Annotated in this window: 16 protein-coding genes and 1 tRNA gene; 6 read left to right on the top strand and 11 right to left on the bottom strand. The window is 55.2% G+C overall.

Going from position 1 to position 14,546, the window contains the following annotated elements; genetic code table 11:
• Positions 1-370 precede the first annotated feature (370 nt).
• Positions 371-1,402 carry a ferrochelatase gene (gene hemH / locus M2305_RS07355; RefSeq protein ID WP_211508160.1) on the top strand — a complete coding sequence of 344 codons (1,032 nt, stop codon included), beginning with the start codon at positions 371-373 and terminating at the stop codon, positions 1,400-1,402.
• Positions 1,403-1,460: 58 nt separating this feature from the next.
• On the opposite strand, the gene M2305_RS07360 is transcribed toward hemH, so the two are convergent.
• A complete protein-coding gene (locus M2305_RS07360) occupies positions 1,461-1,832 on the bottom strand; it encodes a hypothetical protein (RefSeq protein ID WP_046900560.1) in 372 nt (123 codons plus the stop codon).
• Positions 1,833-2,079: 247 nt separating this feature from the next.
• Between M2305_RS07360 and M2305_RS07365 the strand changes: the two genes are divergently transcribed.
• From M2305_RS07365 to M2305_RS07380, 4 genes are all read left to right on the top strand, one after another.
• Entirely contained in the window at positions 2,080-2,382 is a 303-nt protein-coding gene (locus M2305_RS07365; RefSeq protein ID WP_264648997.1) for a hypothetical protein, read from the top strand.
• Positions 2,383-2,469: 87 nt separating this feature from the next.
• Positions 2,470-3,807 carry a glycoside hydrolase family 68 protein gene (locus tag M2305_RS07370; RefSeq protein WP_264648998.1) on the top strand — a complete coding sequence of 446 codons (1,338 nt, stop codon included), beginning with the start codon at positions 2,470-2,472 and terminating at the stop codon, positions 3,805-3,807.
• 201 nt (positions 3,808-4,008) lie between these two features.
• On the top strand, positions 4,009-4,761 hold the full coding sequence (locus M2305_RS07375) for a C1 family peptidase (protein WP_264648999.1): 753 nt from the start codon (positions 4,009-4,011) through the stop codon (positions 4,759-4,761).
• Positions 4,758-5,369, top strand: a complete 612-nt coding sequence (locus M2305_RS07380; RefSeq protein ID WP_264649000.1) for a hypothetical protein — start codon at positions 4,758-4,760, stop codon at positions 5,367-5,369. Before M2305_RS07375 ends, M2305_RS07380 begins: the two co-directional genes overlap by 4 nt.
• Before the next feature lie 2 nt (positions 5,370-5,371).
• Here the strand turns inward: M2305_RS07380 and M2305_RS07385 are convergent, their stop codons facing one another.
• The 8 genes from M2305_RS07385 to metK form a co-directional block, all read right to left on the bottom strand.
• Positions 5,372-5,830 (bottom strand): NUDIX hydrolase, encoded by a 459-nt coding sequence (locus tag M2305_RS07385; protein ID WP_264649001.1) that lies wholly within the window; start codon positions 5,828-5,830, stop codon positions 5,372-5,374.
• Between the two features lie 115 nt (positions 5,831-5,945).
• Positions 5,946-6,022 (bottom strand) — tRNA-Pro (locus M2305_RS07390).
• Between the two features lie 59 nt (positions 6,023-6,081).
• Positions 6,082-6,783, bottom strand: coding sequence for a signal peptidase I (gene lepB / locus M2305_RS07395; RefSeq protein WP_264649002.1), 702 nt, complete (start codon positions 6,781-6,783; stop codon positions 6,082-6,084).
• A 119-nt stretch (positions 6,784-6,902) separates the two neighbouring features.
• Positions 6,903-7,808: an electron transfer flavoprotein subunit alpha/FixB family protein gene (locus M2305_RS07400; RefSeq protein ID WP_264649003.1), complete on the bottom strand. Its 906-nt coding sequence runs from the start codon at positions 7,806-7,808 to the stop codon at positions 6,903-6,905.
• On the bottom strand, positions 7,808-8,557 hold the full coding sequence (locus M2305_RS07405; protein WP_211500430.1) for an electron transfer flavoprotein subunit beta/FixA family protein: 750 nt from the start codon (positions 8,555-8,557) through the stop codon (positions 7,808-7,810). Before M2305_RS07405 ends, M2305_RS07400 begins: the two co-directional genes overlap by 1 nt.
• Before the next feature lie 106 nt (positions 8,558-8,663).
• Positions 8,664-10,304, bottom strand: a complete 1,641-nt coding sequence (locus tag M2305_RS07410; RefSeq protein WP_264649004.1) for an electron transfer flavoprotein-ubiquinone oxidoreductase — start codon at positions 10,302-10,304, stop codon at positions 8,664-8,666.
• A 41-nt stretch (positions 10,305-10,345) separates the two neighbouring features.
• Entirely contained in the window at positions 10,346-11,041 is a 696-nt protein-coding gene (gene trmB, locus M2305_RS07415; protein ID WP_080951434.1) for a tRNA (guanine(46)-N(7))-methyltransferase TrmB, read from the bottom strand.
• 4 nt (positions 11,042-11,045) lie between these two features.
• Positions 11,046-12,230: a methionine adenosyltransferase gene (gene metK / locus M2305_RS07420; protein WP_064275660.1), complete on the bottom strand. Its 1,185-nt coding sequence runs from the start codon at positions 12,228-12,230 to the stop codon at positions 11,046-11,048.
• A gap of 287 nt (positions 12,231-12,517) precedes the next feature.
• On the opposite strand from metK, the gene M2305_RS07425 reads away from it, so the two are divergent.
• The gene (locus M2305_RS07425; protein ID WP_064275659.1) at positions 12,518-13,315 is read left to right on the top strand and encodes an SDR family NAD(P)-dependent oxidoreductase; all 798 of its coding nucleotides are present in this window, start codon (positions 12,518-12,520) and stop codon (positions 13,313-13,315) included.
• Positions 13,316-13,339: 24 nt separating this feature from the next.
• Here the strand turns inward: M2305_RS07425 and dapB are convergent, their stop codons facing one another.
• On the bottom strand, positions 13,340-14,086 hold the full coding sequence (dapB, locus tag M2305_RS07430) for a 4-hydroxy-tetrahydrodipicolinate reductase (protein WP_264649005.1): 747 nt from the start codon (positions 14,084-14,086) through the stop codon (positions 13,340-13,342).
• 45 nt (positions 14,087-14,131) lie between these two features.
• A complete protein-coding gene (locus tag M2305_RS07435) occupies positions 14,132-14,512 on the bottom strand; it encodes a winged helix-turn-helix transcriptional regulator (RefSeq protein WP_064275657.1) in 381 nt (126 codons plus the stop codon).
• Positions 14,513-14,546: the final 34 nt, after the last annotated feature.

The raw sequence follows: 14,546 nt of genomic DNA on the forward strand, positions 1-14,546 counted from the left end.
CAAGGCTTAGGATTATGATAAAAAAGGATATTTTTCAGTGGAGGTTATTTTTTTGACGTTTGGATGAATTTTTCTCTTGAATACCGACGGCGATATGATCACTCTCAGTATTGAGCCCACGGAAAACTTTCCCAGAGGGTTCAAGGAGGCAAATATGGCTCTGATGAATACTTTCATGCCGTATATCGGATCGATCGGTGCTGTAATGGCGGTGATCTTTTACAATGCTTCCCGCCGGGTTGAACAGCCAAGTCTTTCCTATGCACGTGTAAAGCGCCGACGATAGCGTCCCGAAAGGGACGCGCATCCCTCGGTTAATGTGTTTTTTCTCTTTCGCCATTTGTAGCCCTGTTTCACACTGAAGGGTACTATGGCCTTCTTTTTTAAAAAACCCCAACATGCCTCTCCGCCTCATGGACGGACAGGCATCCTACTTCTCAATCTCGGTACGCCTGATGACACCAGCTATTTGGCGGTGCGTCGGTACCTGAGCGAGTTTCTCTCCGATCGGCGCGTTATCGAAAGTTCGCCGCTGATCTGGCAGCCCATCCTGCAGGGTATCATCCTTACAAAACGACCTTTCGCCAGCGGTGCAAACTATGCACGAATCTGGGATCGGGAAGAGAATGCTTCTCCGTTGCGGGTCTATACTCAGCGTCAGGCTGAGAAGCTTCGCCTTCGGTTAAAAGCAGACGGTGTCCCTGTTGAGTGGGGCATGCGCTATGGCCGCCCATCTGTTGCGCAGGCTGTTGAAAGCCTGATGGACCAGGGATGCGACCGTATCGTCAGTATTCCGCTTTATCCGCAATACTCCTCCGCAACGACTGCCACGGCTAACGATCAGCTTTTCCGGGCATTGATGAAGCTGAGAAAGCAACCAGCTGTTCTGACGGTTCCGTCTTTTCCAGATCATCCGGCATTTGTGCGGGCATTGGAAACATCTGTGTTGAAGACGCTGGAAAGCCTTTCCTTCAAGCCCCAACGAATTGTGGCGTCGTTTCATGGATTGCCAAAAGTCTGTATCGAAAAGGGCGACTCGTATCAGGACGAATGTGTTCGTACGATTGCCGCCTTGCGTCAGGCGTTAGGGCTTTCTGAAGAGCAGATGCCGTTGACGTTCCAGTCGCGCTTCGGGCCGCTTGAATGGATTCAGCCTTATACGGCCCCTTATGTAAGTGCTCTCCCGAAGCAGGGCATCACGAAAATTGCAGTTATCATGCCAGGCTTTATGGCGGACTGTATTGAAACGCTGGATGAAATTGGGAATGAACTTCGAGAAGAGTTCATGGAAGCGGGCGGCGAAGAATTTGCCCTTGTGCCCTGTCTGAATGATTCAGACGAGTCGGTTGACCTTCTGGAGGCATTGTCTCGTACAGCCCTGAGAGGGTTCGGAGTAGGTTGAAACTGTTTGGATACTCATGAAAAAGGCCCGGCTGTTACCAGCCGGGCCTTTTTTGTTTTTAGTGCTGCGGCGCCTGCGGAGCTGGCGCATTTGTGCCTGGCTCGGGGTGTTCTGCGTCGTACCACTGAGCCTTCTGGTTCACGGACGTCGCATCGTGGTGGCTCTGCCACCAGCCGCCGGTATTCGGGGCTGCCGGATGCTCCTTGTCCCACAGAGCAGCCTTCTCGCGCAGATCCTTGCGATACAGATGGCGGCGATACATGCCAGCGGCGCATCCACCAACGGCGCCAATAACACCATGGTGGTTGGCCAGATGTCCGCCTACGGCACCGGCTGCACCGTATTTGATGCAGCCGCCCGGTTCGGCGAGGGCCGGGGTAGCGGTAAGGAGGGCGGCCAGAGCCAGAGCAGAACGCATTGAGCGTGTCATGGAAGTTTCGTCTCTCTTATCGGTCTCTTGGAAGAAAGAGACTTTCTGAATGTCGAAACTAGGTATGTGGGGGGAAGGTTTCAACTCTCTGGCGAGCAGAGATGGTTTTTAGGGTTGTGTTGCGGCCAGGTTTTTCATATAACTGTGGCATTGAGCCATAAATCGTTAGGCAGATGGCTCAATCATCAATATCAGAAAATGATTTTCATAAGAGGCTGACCCCACGAGGGGGCAGCCTCTTTTTTTTATGAGCCTATTAGGATTTCAGGCTGTGGATATTTCGGGTTTTGATCTTTCGGGTCTGCTTGCCGACATTCCGGCCCGCTATGAACTTTGGGTGGCTCTGCTGATTATTGGCTGCAAGCTGATAACGGTTTTCTTGCCTCCTCCAAAAAATACATCACGGTTCGGCGGAATTTACCGCGTCATTACTCTTCTGGGGCTGAACTTTGGCTGGGCTGCCAATCGTCTTGAGCGGCAGGTGGGTAAAGTGACTTCAGCTTCTGGGAGTGGAGAAAGCGTAAAGAAGGACGCTTCTCCGAAAGCGTAAAATACTCTGGCTCCCGAATTACTTGGAATTTTTTCCTGAGAGCCAGAAATTTTTTCAAATACTTATTCAGTATGGATCAGTAAAATTATGAATGCTATTTCCTCCCAGTCTCTGGTGCAGGCAAATTTTTCGCGTCCTGTTCCAACCAAATATCCTGTTTCTCGCTGGACGATTGCGGATGCGCTGAAGGTTCGTACAGACGATCCGACGACGACCATGCCGGTGATCGATTACCAGTTTCCCATTATGTCCAATGACGTCATGATCTGGGACAGCGGTGCGCTGCGTGACATGCACATGCGTACCGTCACGTTCAAAGGCTGGTTCGTCCTGTGGTCGCTTGCCGTGGACAAGATGGATAAGACCAACGCCAAAATTTATGACGAATGGCACTCCCGCAATGACCGCGCTTATATCGGCTACTGGTATAGCCGCGATGGTGTGGAGTGGACCTGGGGCGGACGACTATTCCAGACCTCTGCCGATCTGCGTCCGTGGGAATGGTCCGGTTCTCTGGTGATGCGTGAGGGCACCGAGAACAAGGTGGACATGTTCTACACGTCCGTCGGTGCGCCTGATGGCAACTCTGTTCCGGCGGTCAGCTCCGGCACCATTCATGCAGATGATAAGGGTGTCTGGTTCGACGGCTTCGCCACAAGCACGGAAATGTTCAAGGCAGATGGTGTTCATTACGCCAATGCGTCTGAAGATCCATATTTTGATTTCCGTGATCCGCAGCCGTTCATCAATCCGGGCGATGGCCAGCTTTATACGCTGTTTGAAGGCAATGTTCCGGGTGCGCGCGGCCAGTTTGTTATCGGCACCGATGAAATGGGTGCTGTTCCGCCAGGATATGCGGTGGATGCTGGCGCACAATATGGTGCAGCAGCGATCGGTCTGGCCCGGTGTGTCTCCGGCTGGCGCAAGGGGGATTACTCCCGGTGGGAACTGATGCCAGCTCTGGTAACGGCTCTTGGCGTGAACGATCAGACCGAACGTCCCCATTTCGTTTTCAAGGATGGTCTGACCTATCTGTTCACGATCAGCCATCATTCCACGTACACGGGCAAGAGCACGGGACCTGATGGCGTCTATGGCTTTGTGTCCGAGAAGGGTATTTTTGGCCCATACAAGCCCCTGAATAGCTCAGGGCTTGTACTCGGTAATCCGTCTTCGCAGCCGTATTCGACGTATTCGCACTTTGTGGATGCGGAGGGCTATGTTCAATCCTTTATCGATACCATTCCGGCTGCCGGTCAGGATGCAGAAAATCCGGATACTTACCGGATTGGCGGTACACTGGCACCGACGGTTCGTCTGGTTCTGGATGGTGATCGGACATTCCTGACGGAAGTCCATGATTACGCGCAGGTTTTTGCCCAAGCTGCGTGGCCGGCCTCTCTGGCGTATGACGTCAGAACCTGAGTGTCAGAGGCTCAGGTTAAAAAGACCTGAGATTTTTTGATAAGGCGTTAATGAAAGCCACTCCCGTAGAGGAGTGGCTTTCATTTTTTTCGGAGCGTTTTGGCATGTGCCTTGGCTTTGCTTCGATCACAACGAAGAACTCCCTGCAAATACGGCATGCCGCTCTGGTTTCTTCATTCTCTGTTCGTGGAGTGTTGATGAATGATTGAGCGTAGACTGGGCAAGTTGCCTCCGCGCCATGATGTACGAACCTATCGGCTTTCGCCCGTTCTGACGGCGCGGGTTCCAGACGTTCCAGAGCACCAGGACTGGTCCCAGGGGGTGCCCTATCAGATGTGGGGTAATGATCGGTTCGGATGCTGCGCTTTTGCAGCTCATGCGGCTTTGACAGCAACCTGGACAAAAGTGGCTCAGGGGCTGGTATTGCTCTCCAGCGAACAGGTTCTTCAGAACTATGGGGCTGTCACGGGATTTAATCCGGTAACGGGTCAAAATGATAATGGCACGATTTTGCTGGAGCAACTGCAATACTGGAAGAGCACTGGATTTGTTCGGCCGGGGCAGACACGAGATTATCTGACGGCTTACGGTATTATTGATTCCCATTCAGTGAGCGGCATCAAACGCGGTATTTCCTATCTGGGCGGCGTCTTGGCAGGGGTGCAGGTTCCGCGCGGGTTCATGAGTCTCCCATTAGGTACCGATTGGGATTGGGATGCTGTGCAGGACCACGTTTTTGTCGGAGGACATGCTATCGCGCTGACGGGGTACACACCGGACGGTGTATTTTTCAATACATGGGGCAGCCGGACCTTCATGCCGTGGAATACGTTCCTGAAGATTTGTGATGAGGCCTATGGGCTCGTTAGCAGACAGAACTGGCTCACAGTGCAAGGTCTTTCGCCAAAATCTGAAGACGTACAGGCCCTTGTTGCTGAAATGAGCGCAGCATGAAGCCGATATATTTTTTGCCTGTATGGTTGCTGCTTTCAGGATGTGTCTTTGGTTCTGGTGATCAGACTTCGGTGAGTGCAGCCCTGGCCGGTGTTCAGAAGGATCTGGCTAAAGCTGGTGTCGTCAGTGTTTCCGAGGTTCAGGACTGGTCCACAGAGCAGTTTCATCGCTTTGATGGGAACGTGCGTGCGCTACAATGTTCGCAGCACACTCTGGACCCGGTTGTTGCGCTTGTTTCCGGGCCAGTGACAATGCAGCTAAATGGTAGTCTGACGCAGTCTGGTTCATTTTCTGTGTCTGCGCTGACAACTGTGCCTGTCATTGGCATTGCCGCAGATGCCAGCCGTTCAAAGACGCAACAGTTGAGTTTGCCTGTTCAGTTCGTGCCATTGTCTGCTCTTCCTGATGCGGAGATGCAGCGTGAAGTTGAATATGCTGGCGCTCTGCTCGGGCAACCTGGCGATGTTCGCGATAAAGAGGCAGGCAGAATTCTCAATGCGCGGCAGGCCTTGTACACGCATATTCACGGCCTTCAGGCTCCAGAAATTCTAGCGGAATGTCAGTCTAACCAACCCGTGCATCCCTTTGTCGGGCTGAAACCTCTTTGAAATCAGGGGAGGTGGCCTGACAGCGCCGTGGTTAAGAGATCGAGCAGACGTTCCGGAAAAATGATTTCGGTTGTCTGTTCTAGTTCACGTCTAGACCACCAGTGATGGCCCTTGAGAACGTTCTTTTCGTTGGGCGTCCAGCCGGAAGAGGAGAGCGTGGTCTCTGGTGCACGAAAGGCAAAAAAGCGCTCGTCAGCTAAAACAGTTTCACCATTGGCGAGCGTCAGGACGAATGTTCTCTGACCAATTTCAGAGCTGAGAAAGGGCGCGTTTAATCCTGTTTCTTCGTGTAGTTCGCGTTTTGCCGCCTGAACAAAATTTTCTCCATCCTTCAGGCTTCCGCCGGGCGTGGACCAATAACTTCGCCCAGCCAATGCGCCTGAGGAGTGAAAAAACCTGAAGAGAAGGACGCGATCCTGCTGATCCAGAACCAGTAATCGGGCAGCGGGGCGTTGACGCATAGCAAGTCTCCCGAGAACTGTTCGGGCCATGATTTTTGTATATGAAATTAGGACACGGTTAGAGCGTCAAGTAACTACGCTCTGATCAGATTTTTCTGATAATCCGCTTATCGGCTGGTCGGAGTGAGAGGATTCGAACCTCCGGCCCCTGCGTCCCGAACACAGTGCTCTACCAGGCTGAGCTACACTCCGGCCGACGGCGCTTCTCCTACCGGGAATTTGCTTTCGTGGCAAGAGGATGGGGTGAAAAATCAGATGGAAACCAATATTCTTTTGATACTTTTCCAAGAGAACAGAACGGTAATCGCACGACCCTGAAGATTCCAGATTGGAAGAAGGCCTACACCGCCTTCTGCGACTGAAACACGGGAGTCAGCCGAATTGTCTCTGTTGTCTCCCATGACGAATAATCTTTCTGCCGGGACCGTAAATTCGGGGACGTTATCCAGAGGACCATGGGTCGTCAGTTTGATAATGTTATGGTGCATTCCGTCTGGAAGCGTTTCTTCATAACGCTCAGCGGAGTAAGTATGCCCGCGACTGTTCTCTTCTTGATCCGGACCCTTATCTTTCCAAGGCAATATTTTCCCGTTCAAGAGAATTCGACCATTCATTAGCGCAATTCTGTCTCCAGGAAGACCGATGACGCGTTTAACCCATGTTTCATGAAGATTTGCGGGAGCCCGAAACACAGCGATGTCGCCCCGGTGTGGCAAATGCCCAAAGATGCGTTTTGGCGTTATTTGGGCGAACGCGTAGCCGAAGGGTAGAGAGGCTGTGCTTAGGCCATAAGAAGGTGCAGAAACGATAATTTCGTCACCGATCTTTAAGGTCGGTTGCATCGACGCCGATGGAACGATGTAGGCCGCGCCAAGCGCTGTATGAATGAATAGTACACCCAAAACAGGTGGCAGCGCAGGCAGCAGTTTTCGGAAAATCTGAAGATGTTTCATTGCGGTCTCTCCAAGATCGGAGAGTGCCATACGGCAGGCGTTCCGCAACTTAAGCCTTGGACAGGCTATGTCAGGAAAATTGCAGGTGACCTGTCATAATGGTCACCTGCAAAGACGTGTTAGAGAGCTTTTTCGAGGGCCGGGAGCACTTCAAACAGGTCGCCCACGATACCATAATCGGCAACGCGGAAGATCGGGGCTTCAGGGTCTGTGTTGATGGCCACGATAACGCGGCTGTCTTTCATGCCGGCCAGATGCTGGATTGCGCCAGACAACCCGACAGCGATGTAGAGTTCTGGTGCCACGATCTTGCCGGTCTGCCCGACCTGCATTTCGTTCGGAGCAAAACCAGAGTCCACGGCCGAACGGGATGCACCAATTGCGGCATTCAGCTTGTCAGCGATCGGCTCAAGCAGCTTGAAGTTGGCTGCATCCTTCATGCCTTTACCGCCTGAAATAACCACCCGGGCAGATTCCAGTTCCGGACGGTCGGACGCTGACAACTCAACCTTCACGAAAACTGAGTTTTCGCTGGCTGGGGCTTCCAGTGTTTCAACCGCTGCAGAACCGCCATCCTTTGGAGCAGGATCAAAGCTGGAACTGCGAATGGTCAGGACCTTGATGCTGTCAGCAGACCGAACCGTTGCCAGTGCATTGCCCGCGTAGATGGGACGCACGAACGTCTCGGCGTCCTTGATCTCCACAACATCCGGGACAGGTTGCACGTCAAGCAGGCCCGCCAAGCGCGGCAGGATATTCTTTCCACTTGCTGAGGCAGACGCCACGATGTGGCTGTAGTCCTTTGCGATGGACGCCAGCAGGTCGGCGGCAGGCTCAGCCAGATCCGTGGCCAGAGCTGGCACGGACAGAACCCGCTTTACCCCAGGAAGGGCTGCGGCGGCGCTGGCGCCTTCACCAAAAACGATGGCGTCTACATCGCCAAAGCGTGCGGCGGCTGTCAGGGCTGAACGTGACGCCTGACGAACTTCACCATTCTCGACTTCGAGCAGAACAAGAGCGGTCATCAGATCACCTTCGCTTCTGTCTTGAGCTTTTCGACCAGTTCGGCCGCACTGCCCAGCTTGATACCTTCCTTGCGTTCCGTCGGCTCGGCGACGGATACGATGGTCAGGCGGGAGGCAAGATCAACGCCGAGATCTGCGGCTTCAAGCGTTTCAAGTGGCTTCTTACGAGCCTTCATGATGTTCGGGAGGGACGCATAGCGCGGCTCGTTGAGGCGCAGATCGGCCGTCACCACGGCAGGAAGCGCCAAAGAGACAACTTCCGTACCACCGTCGATCTCACGAGCGACTTCAATACGACCGTCCGCAACGGTCACTGCGCTAGCGAACGTGCCCTGAGGCCAGCCGAGCTTTGCTGCCAGGATCTGGCCCGTTGCATTCATGTCATCGTCAATGGCCTGCTTGCCCATGCAGACAAGACCCGGCTGTTCGCGTTCGACAATGGCTTTCAGCGCATTGGCGACGGCGCGGGGCTCAAGAGTATCATCTGTTTTGACCAGAATGGCCCGGTCTGCACCCATCGCCATTGAGGTACGCAGGATATCCTGCGCGGCCTGAACACCAATGGTCACCACGACCACTTCGGTTGCCACGCCTTTTTCGCGTAGGCGGATGGCTTCTTCCACCGCAATTTCATCGAACGGATTCAGAGACATTTTCAGTCCCTGCGTTTCGACACCACTACCATCGGCCGCTACACGTACCTTGACGTTGTAATCGACCACCCTTTTGACTGGGACCAGAATTTTCATCGTGATCTTTCGCTGCTGACGCCGCTGGAAAAACGGCCGCCACCGTAGCGGAAATGGATCAGGAAGTCACATTCCGGTCAGGAAGCGGCCCGTCTGTTTAAAGGATTTACATCCCGACAGGGTAGTTCGGGCCGCCGCTACCTTCTGGCGTGCACCATTCAATGTTCTGCGTCGGGTCCTTGATATCGCAGGTTTTGCAATGGACGCAGTTCTGCGCATTGATGCGTAGCGACCAGTCATTGTCTCCACTCTTTTCCTGCTCATACACACCTGCCGGACAGTAACGGCTCTCTGGCGCGTCAAACACGTCATGATTGACGGTGCGCCAGATGGCTTCGTTCCGCAGCTTCAGATGGACAGGCTGGTTTTCTTCGTGATTTGTCGCACTTAGGAAAACCGAGCTGACACGATCGAAGGTCAGGACATTGTCTGGCTTCGGATAGTCGATCTGCTCGCACAACGCCGCTGGACGTAAAGTCTCATTGTCTGCGTGCGGATGATGCAGGGTCCAAGGTGCGCGGCCGCGCAGGATCATGCTGTCGATGCCAGCATAGAGCGCGCCAGCCTTCATGCCCCATTTGGCAAAAGCCGGACGGATATTGCGGACATCGCGCAATTCGGACCAGAGCCAGGAATTGCGGACGCGCTCTGTCAGGCTTGAAGCTTCTGTACGCTCGGTCTGGAGCGCTTCGGCTACAGCCTCGGCGGCCAGCATGCCGGACTTCATCGCGGTATGTGTTCCCTTGATCTTGGGAACGTTCAGGAAGCCTGCCGAATCGCCAGCCAAAACACCGCCTGGGAATGTCAGGCGGGGAATGGACTGAAGCCCACCTTCCGAGAGCGCACGGGCGCCGTAGATCAGGCGCTTTCCGCCTTCAAAATGTTCCCGGAATGCCGGGTGTAGCTTCGTACGCTGCATTTCCTCAAAGGGGGAGAGGTAGGTGTTGCTGTAGTCAAGGCCGGTCACGAAACCGTAGCTGACCAGATTTTCCCCGAAATGATAGAGCCATGCGCCACCGTAGGTGTGGTCGTCCAGTGGCCAGCCAAAGCTGTGTTGGACGAGGCCGGGGCGATGCTTTTCCTTCGGGATTTCCCAGACTTCCTTGATGCCCAGGCCATAAGTCTGCGTATCGACATCTTTGCGCAGGCCGAAACGCTTCATGGCGTGGGCGCTCAGCGAGCCGCGTGCGCCTTCGGTCAGGATTGTCTGTTTGGCACGCAGGATCATGCCGGGCGTGAAGTTGGAACCATGCGTGCCATCGCGTTCGATGCCCATGTCGCCCGTAATGACGCCAGCAACGCGATTGTTTTCGATGAACAGCTCAGCGCCCGCAAAGCCGGGGTAGATCTCAACGCCCAGCGCTTCGGCCTGTTCACCCATCCAGCGGCAGACTTCCCCCAGAGACACCACATAATTTCCGTGGTTCGCCATATGGGGCATGACACGATCCAGATAGGGAATCTGAATGGCGCGCTTTTCCGTCAGGAAAAGCATGCGCTCTTCCGTGACTTCCGTATTCAGGGGCGCACCAAGAGAGCGCCAGTCTGGCAGGAGTTCCTCAAGCGAACGCGGTTCGATGACAGCACCAGACACGATGTGCGCACCGATTTCGCTACCCTTTTCGATCAGGCAGACCGAGGCGTCCGGAGCAATCTGTCGCAGGCGAATTGCCGCGGACAGACCGGCGGGGCCACCACCGACCACCACGACATCGAATTCCATTTCTTCGCGTTCGATCTGGGTCATGATGTCAGGAACTCACTGTAGTCAGATAAAGGGACGGCGCCTCAAGGGCGCCGGGTAAATGTCCAGTAGAAAGGCTGTCGACCTTCCCGGAAGGCTTTGGCCTCATATCGGGTTGGGGACCATCCTTCAGGACGTTCCGTTTCCGGAGGCGGGGCATCAAACAGATCCTGTTTGCCCATCACTTCCGTCACCCATTCCTGATAGACCGGATGATCGCTGGCGACGCGCCAGATTGCTCCAGGTTTCAGAACGCGGTGAACCTCCTTGAGGTTTTCCGGGTGGATGAAACGGCGCTTCGCATGGCGTGATTTGGGCCATGGATCCGGAAACATCAGATAAGCCCGATCCAGGCAATTGTCCGGCATATCCTTCAGGAGTTGCCGAGCGTCTTCTGGCCAGATCCGGAAATGAGGCGGAGGCTCGGCTGTCTCGTCCTGTCCTTCTGGGACAAGACGAGACATAAGCGAGCACAAGCCGTTCTCGAAAACTTCAGAAGCAATGTACCCGACATCAGGGTTCATTTCAGACTGGGCAGCGGCATGCTCGCCGCCACCAAATCCAATTTCGAGAAAAACGCGCGATACAGGCGTGGAAAATCCGGCTGTCGGATTTTCAGCAGACGCAAATGTAAAGCGCGGCAGCACGTCTTCGAGAAGGCGCTGCTGTCTGGCCCGGAGCGGATGGCCGCGTTGGCGGCCGTAAAGCCGCTCCGGCTGGGGTTTGAGAGACTGTGTCAGGGTCTTACCTGTTCAGTGCGTTACGGAGGGTGTCGACCAGATCTGTCTTTTCCCACGTGAAGTTGTCCAGAGCCTCATTCGGCACACGACCGAAGTGACCATAGGCAGACGTCGGAACATAGATCGGGCGGTTCAGGCGCAGGTGCTTGCGGATGCCGCGCGGGGACAGATCCACAACTTCATTGAGGAGCAGGCCAAGGCGTGCTTCGTCAATGTCCTTGCCCGTGCCGTCGAGATCAACATAGACTGACAGCGGCTTGGAGACGCCAATGGCGTAGCTGAGCTGGATTGTGCAGCGATCTGCAAGGCCAGCAGCCACAACGTTCTTGGCAAGGTAGCGCGCAGCATAAGCAGCCGAACGGTCAACCTTCGTGGGGTCCTTGCCGGAGAATGCGCCACCACCATGAGGGGCTGCACCGCCGTAGGTGTCCACGATGATCTTACGGCCGGTCAGGCCAGCATCGCCATCCGGGCCACCGATGACGAAGTTGCCGGTCGGGTTCACATAGAACTCGTCTTCCGGGCAGCTCCAGCCATTCGGCAGAACGTCATTGACCACGCCGCGAAGCGTTTCGCGGATCGTGTTCTGGCTCATGCCTTCAGCGTGCTGCGTGGAAATCACGACAGACGTGACGCCAACCGGCTTGCCATCGACATAACGCAGCGTGACCTGGCTCTTCGCGTCCGGAAGAAGGCCAGCGCCGCGGGCGTCGCCGTTCTTGCGGTAGTCGCGGATACGCTCAAGGATTGTCTGGGCGTAGAATAGCGGAGCCGGCATCAGGTTTTCGGTTTCGCGCGTGGCGAAGCCAAACATGATGCCCTGATCGCCAGCGCCTTCGTCCTTGTCGCTGCCGCTGTCAACGCCCTGGGCGATGTCAGCAGACTGTGCGTGAAGGTAAGACGTGATGTCAGCCGTCTTCCAGGAGAAGCCAGCCTGGTCGTAGCCGATGTCCTTGATGGCCTCACGGACGCGGTCGATCAGCGTGTCTTCGACGGCCTCGGGGCCACGGACTTCACCGGCCAGAATGACACGGTTCGTGGTGACCAGCGTTTCACAGGCAACGCGGGCTTCCGGATCGGCTTCAAGATAAGCGTCCAGAACTGTGTCGGAGATACGGTCTGCCACCTTATCGGGATGGCCCTCGGAAACAGATTCAGAGGTGAACAGGAAATCGCCGTGATTGCGCACTCAGGGACCTCGCAGGGAATGAGTGGTGAGAAGGGCTGCAGACGTCATGACGAACGGATGCAGCATTCAGGAGAGGCACGGCTTGGCGGAATTGAACGCAGGGGTCAAGGGGCTTAGGAAAACTTGGACATTTTTTCTGTGAAATCCAAAGGGAAGTCTTTGGAAAATCAGGAAAACCGACAAGAGTATTCACGTTTTCTCATGGTGCGAAATCAGGGGGAGACGACTGCCTTCGATCGCGATATTGTGGGCCGCAGGTGAAAGCACCGTATTTTCATGAGGCACCAATGGCGTACGTCGTAAGTTTCTTTAGCGGTAAAGTCTGTCTTGTTACGGGTGCCGGGGGCAATATTGGCCTCGCGACTGCACTTCGGCTGGCAGAAATGGGCACGGAAATTGCTCTGCTCGACATGAATCCGGACGCTCTGGCCAAGGCAGAAGCCGCTGTGCGGGAGAAGGGCGTGAAAGCTGCGTCCTATGTCTGTGACGTCACATCCGAGCAGTCAGTGATCGATGTCGTCGGCCGCGTTGTCGAAGAGTTTGGAAAAATCGATTTCCTCTTCAACAATGCCGGATATCAGGGTGCCTTTGCCCCGGTTCAGGATTATCCGTCCGAAGATTTCCCGCGTGTTCTGAACATCAATGTCACAGGCGCCTTCCATGTGATGAAGGCTGTCTCACGGCACATGATCGAGAACGGTTACGGTAGCATCGTGAATACTGCCAGCATGGCCGGTGTAAAAGGACCGCCGAACATGGCGGCTTACGGGGCATCCAAAGGTGCCATCATCGCCCTGACGGAAACTGCAGCCCAGGATCTGGCGCCCTACAACATCCGCGTTAACGCCATCAGCCCAGGTTATATGGGCCCTGGTTTCATGTGGGATCGACAGGTGGAACTGCAGGCCAAGGCCAACACGCAGTACTTCTCCACCAATCCTGAAGAAGTTTCCAAGCAGATGATCGGTAGTGTGCCGATGCGTCGTTATGGCGATATCAGCGAAATCCCAGGTGTGGTGGCGTTCCTTCTGGGCGACGACTCCAGCTTTATGACGGGTGTGAACCTCGAAATCTCGGGCGGCTAACCGCCTGGTTCTCCGCCGGAAAGATCAGTCTTTCCGGCGAAGAACATCTGCCATGCCGTAAAGGCCGGGAGGCTGATGGGCCAGCCAGCGTGCAGCCATTAGTGCACCGCGGGCGAAAACCCGTCGATCCAGCGCACGATGAGACAGGGTGATTTGTTCATCTGCGGCCATGAAGAGAAGATCGTGCTCGCCAATAATCTGCCCCCCGCGCAGTGAGGCAAACCCAATAGCGCTATCCGGTCGCGCGCCGTTCTGATCCAGGCGAGCAACATCCTCGAATGCTACGTTTCGTCCTTCAGCAACTGCGCGTCCAATGGCCAGCGCGGTGCCGGACGGTGCATCAACTTTCTGCCGGTGATGAATCTCTACAATCTCCGCATCATAACCTGGCAGCCCTGCGCCAAGCTGCTTCGCGAGCTCCAGAAAAAGCGTCAACGCCGGAGAAAAATTGGCAGCCTGTAAAACCGGAATATGTTTTGCAGCCTCGCTCACGGCCGCTTGGGCCGTAGCGTCAAGGCCGGTCGTTCCCAGAACCCAAGGGCACTTTGCGGCTGTGAAGGCTTCTGCATGGGTTGCTGCGGTTGAAGCATGGCTGACGTCGATAATGACGTCGCAACGCGTCGCTAGTTCTGCCGGGTTATTGGTGATGCTGCGTGCTGCATCTGCGTGACGGGACAGCCCGCCAGCCAGGGAGGCTCCCGCTTCTTCGGCGCAGAGAGCGCCCAGACGCCCAGTGATGCCAGCAATACCGATGCGGGGAGAAGTCGTCATAATCCGTGCCTGACCGTCAGAAACTATTGGGCGCAACCTAAGGGATTATTGGCGTGCGTCAAAACGGAGGCGAGCATTTTCGATCTGATCCCGGTGTGTGACAGCCCAGCGTCCGAAGGCTTCGGTAATGCTTTGCAGAGAGTGCCCGAGATCCGTCAATTCATAATCCACGCGAGGCGGAGTGGTGGGGGTGACGGTGCGGGCAACCAGCCCATCGCGTTCCAGATTGCGCAATGTCAGCGTGAGCATGCGTTGTGAAATACCTTCGATGGAACGACGGAGTTCACTAAAACGCATGGAGCCGTCTCCCAGCATCCGCACGATCAGGATGCTCCACTTGTCTCCCACGCGCGCCAGAATGGCCCGGACAACGGCGCATGTATCGCTCTCATGAGCTTCTGGAGGGGGGAGGGTACTAACATCCATGTGCCTATGATCCCTGAATGTGCCGTCTTGCGGA

The organism is Gluconobacter cerinus, assembly GCF_025961355.1.
Classification (GTDB): Bacteria; Pseudomonadota; Alphaproteobacteria; order Acetobacterales; family Acetobacteraceae; genus Gluconobacter; species Gluconobacter cerinus.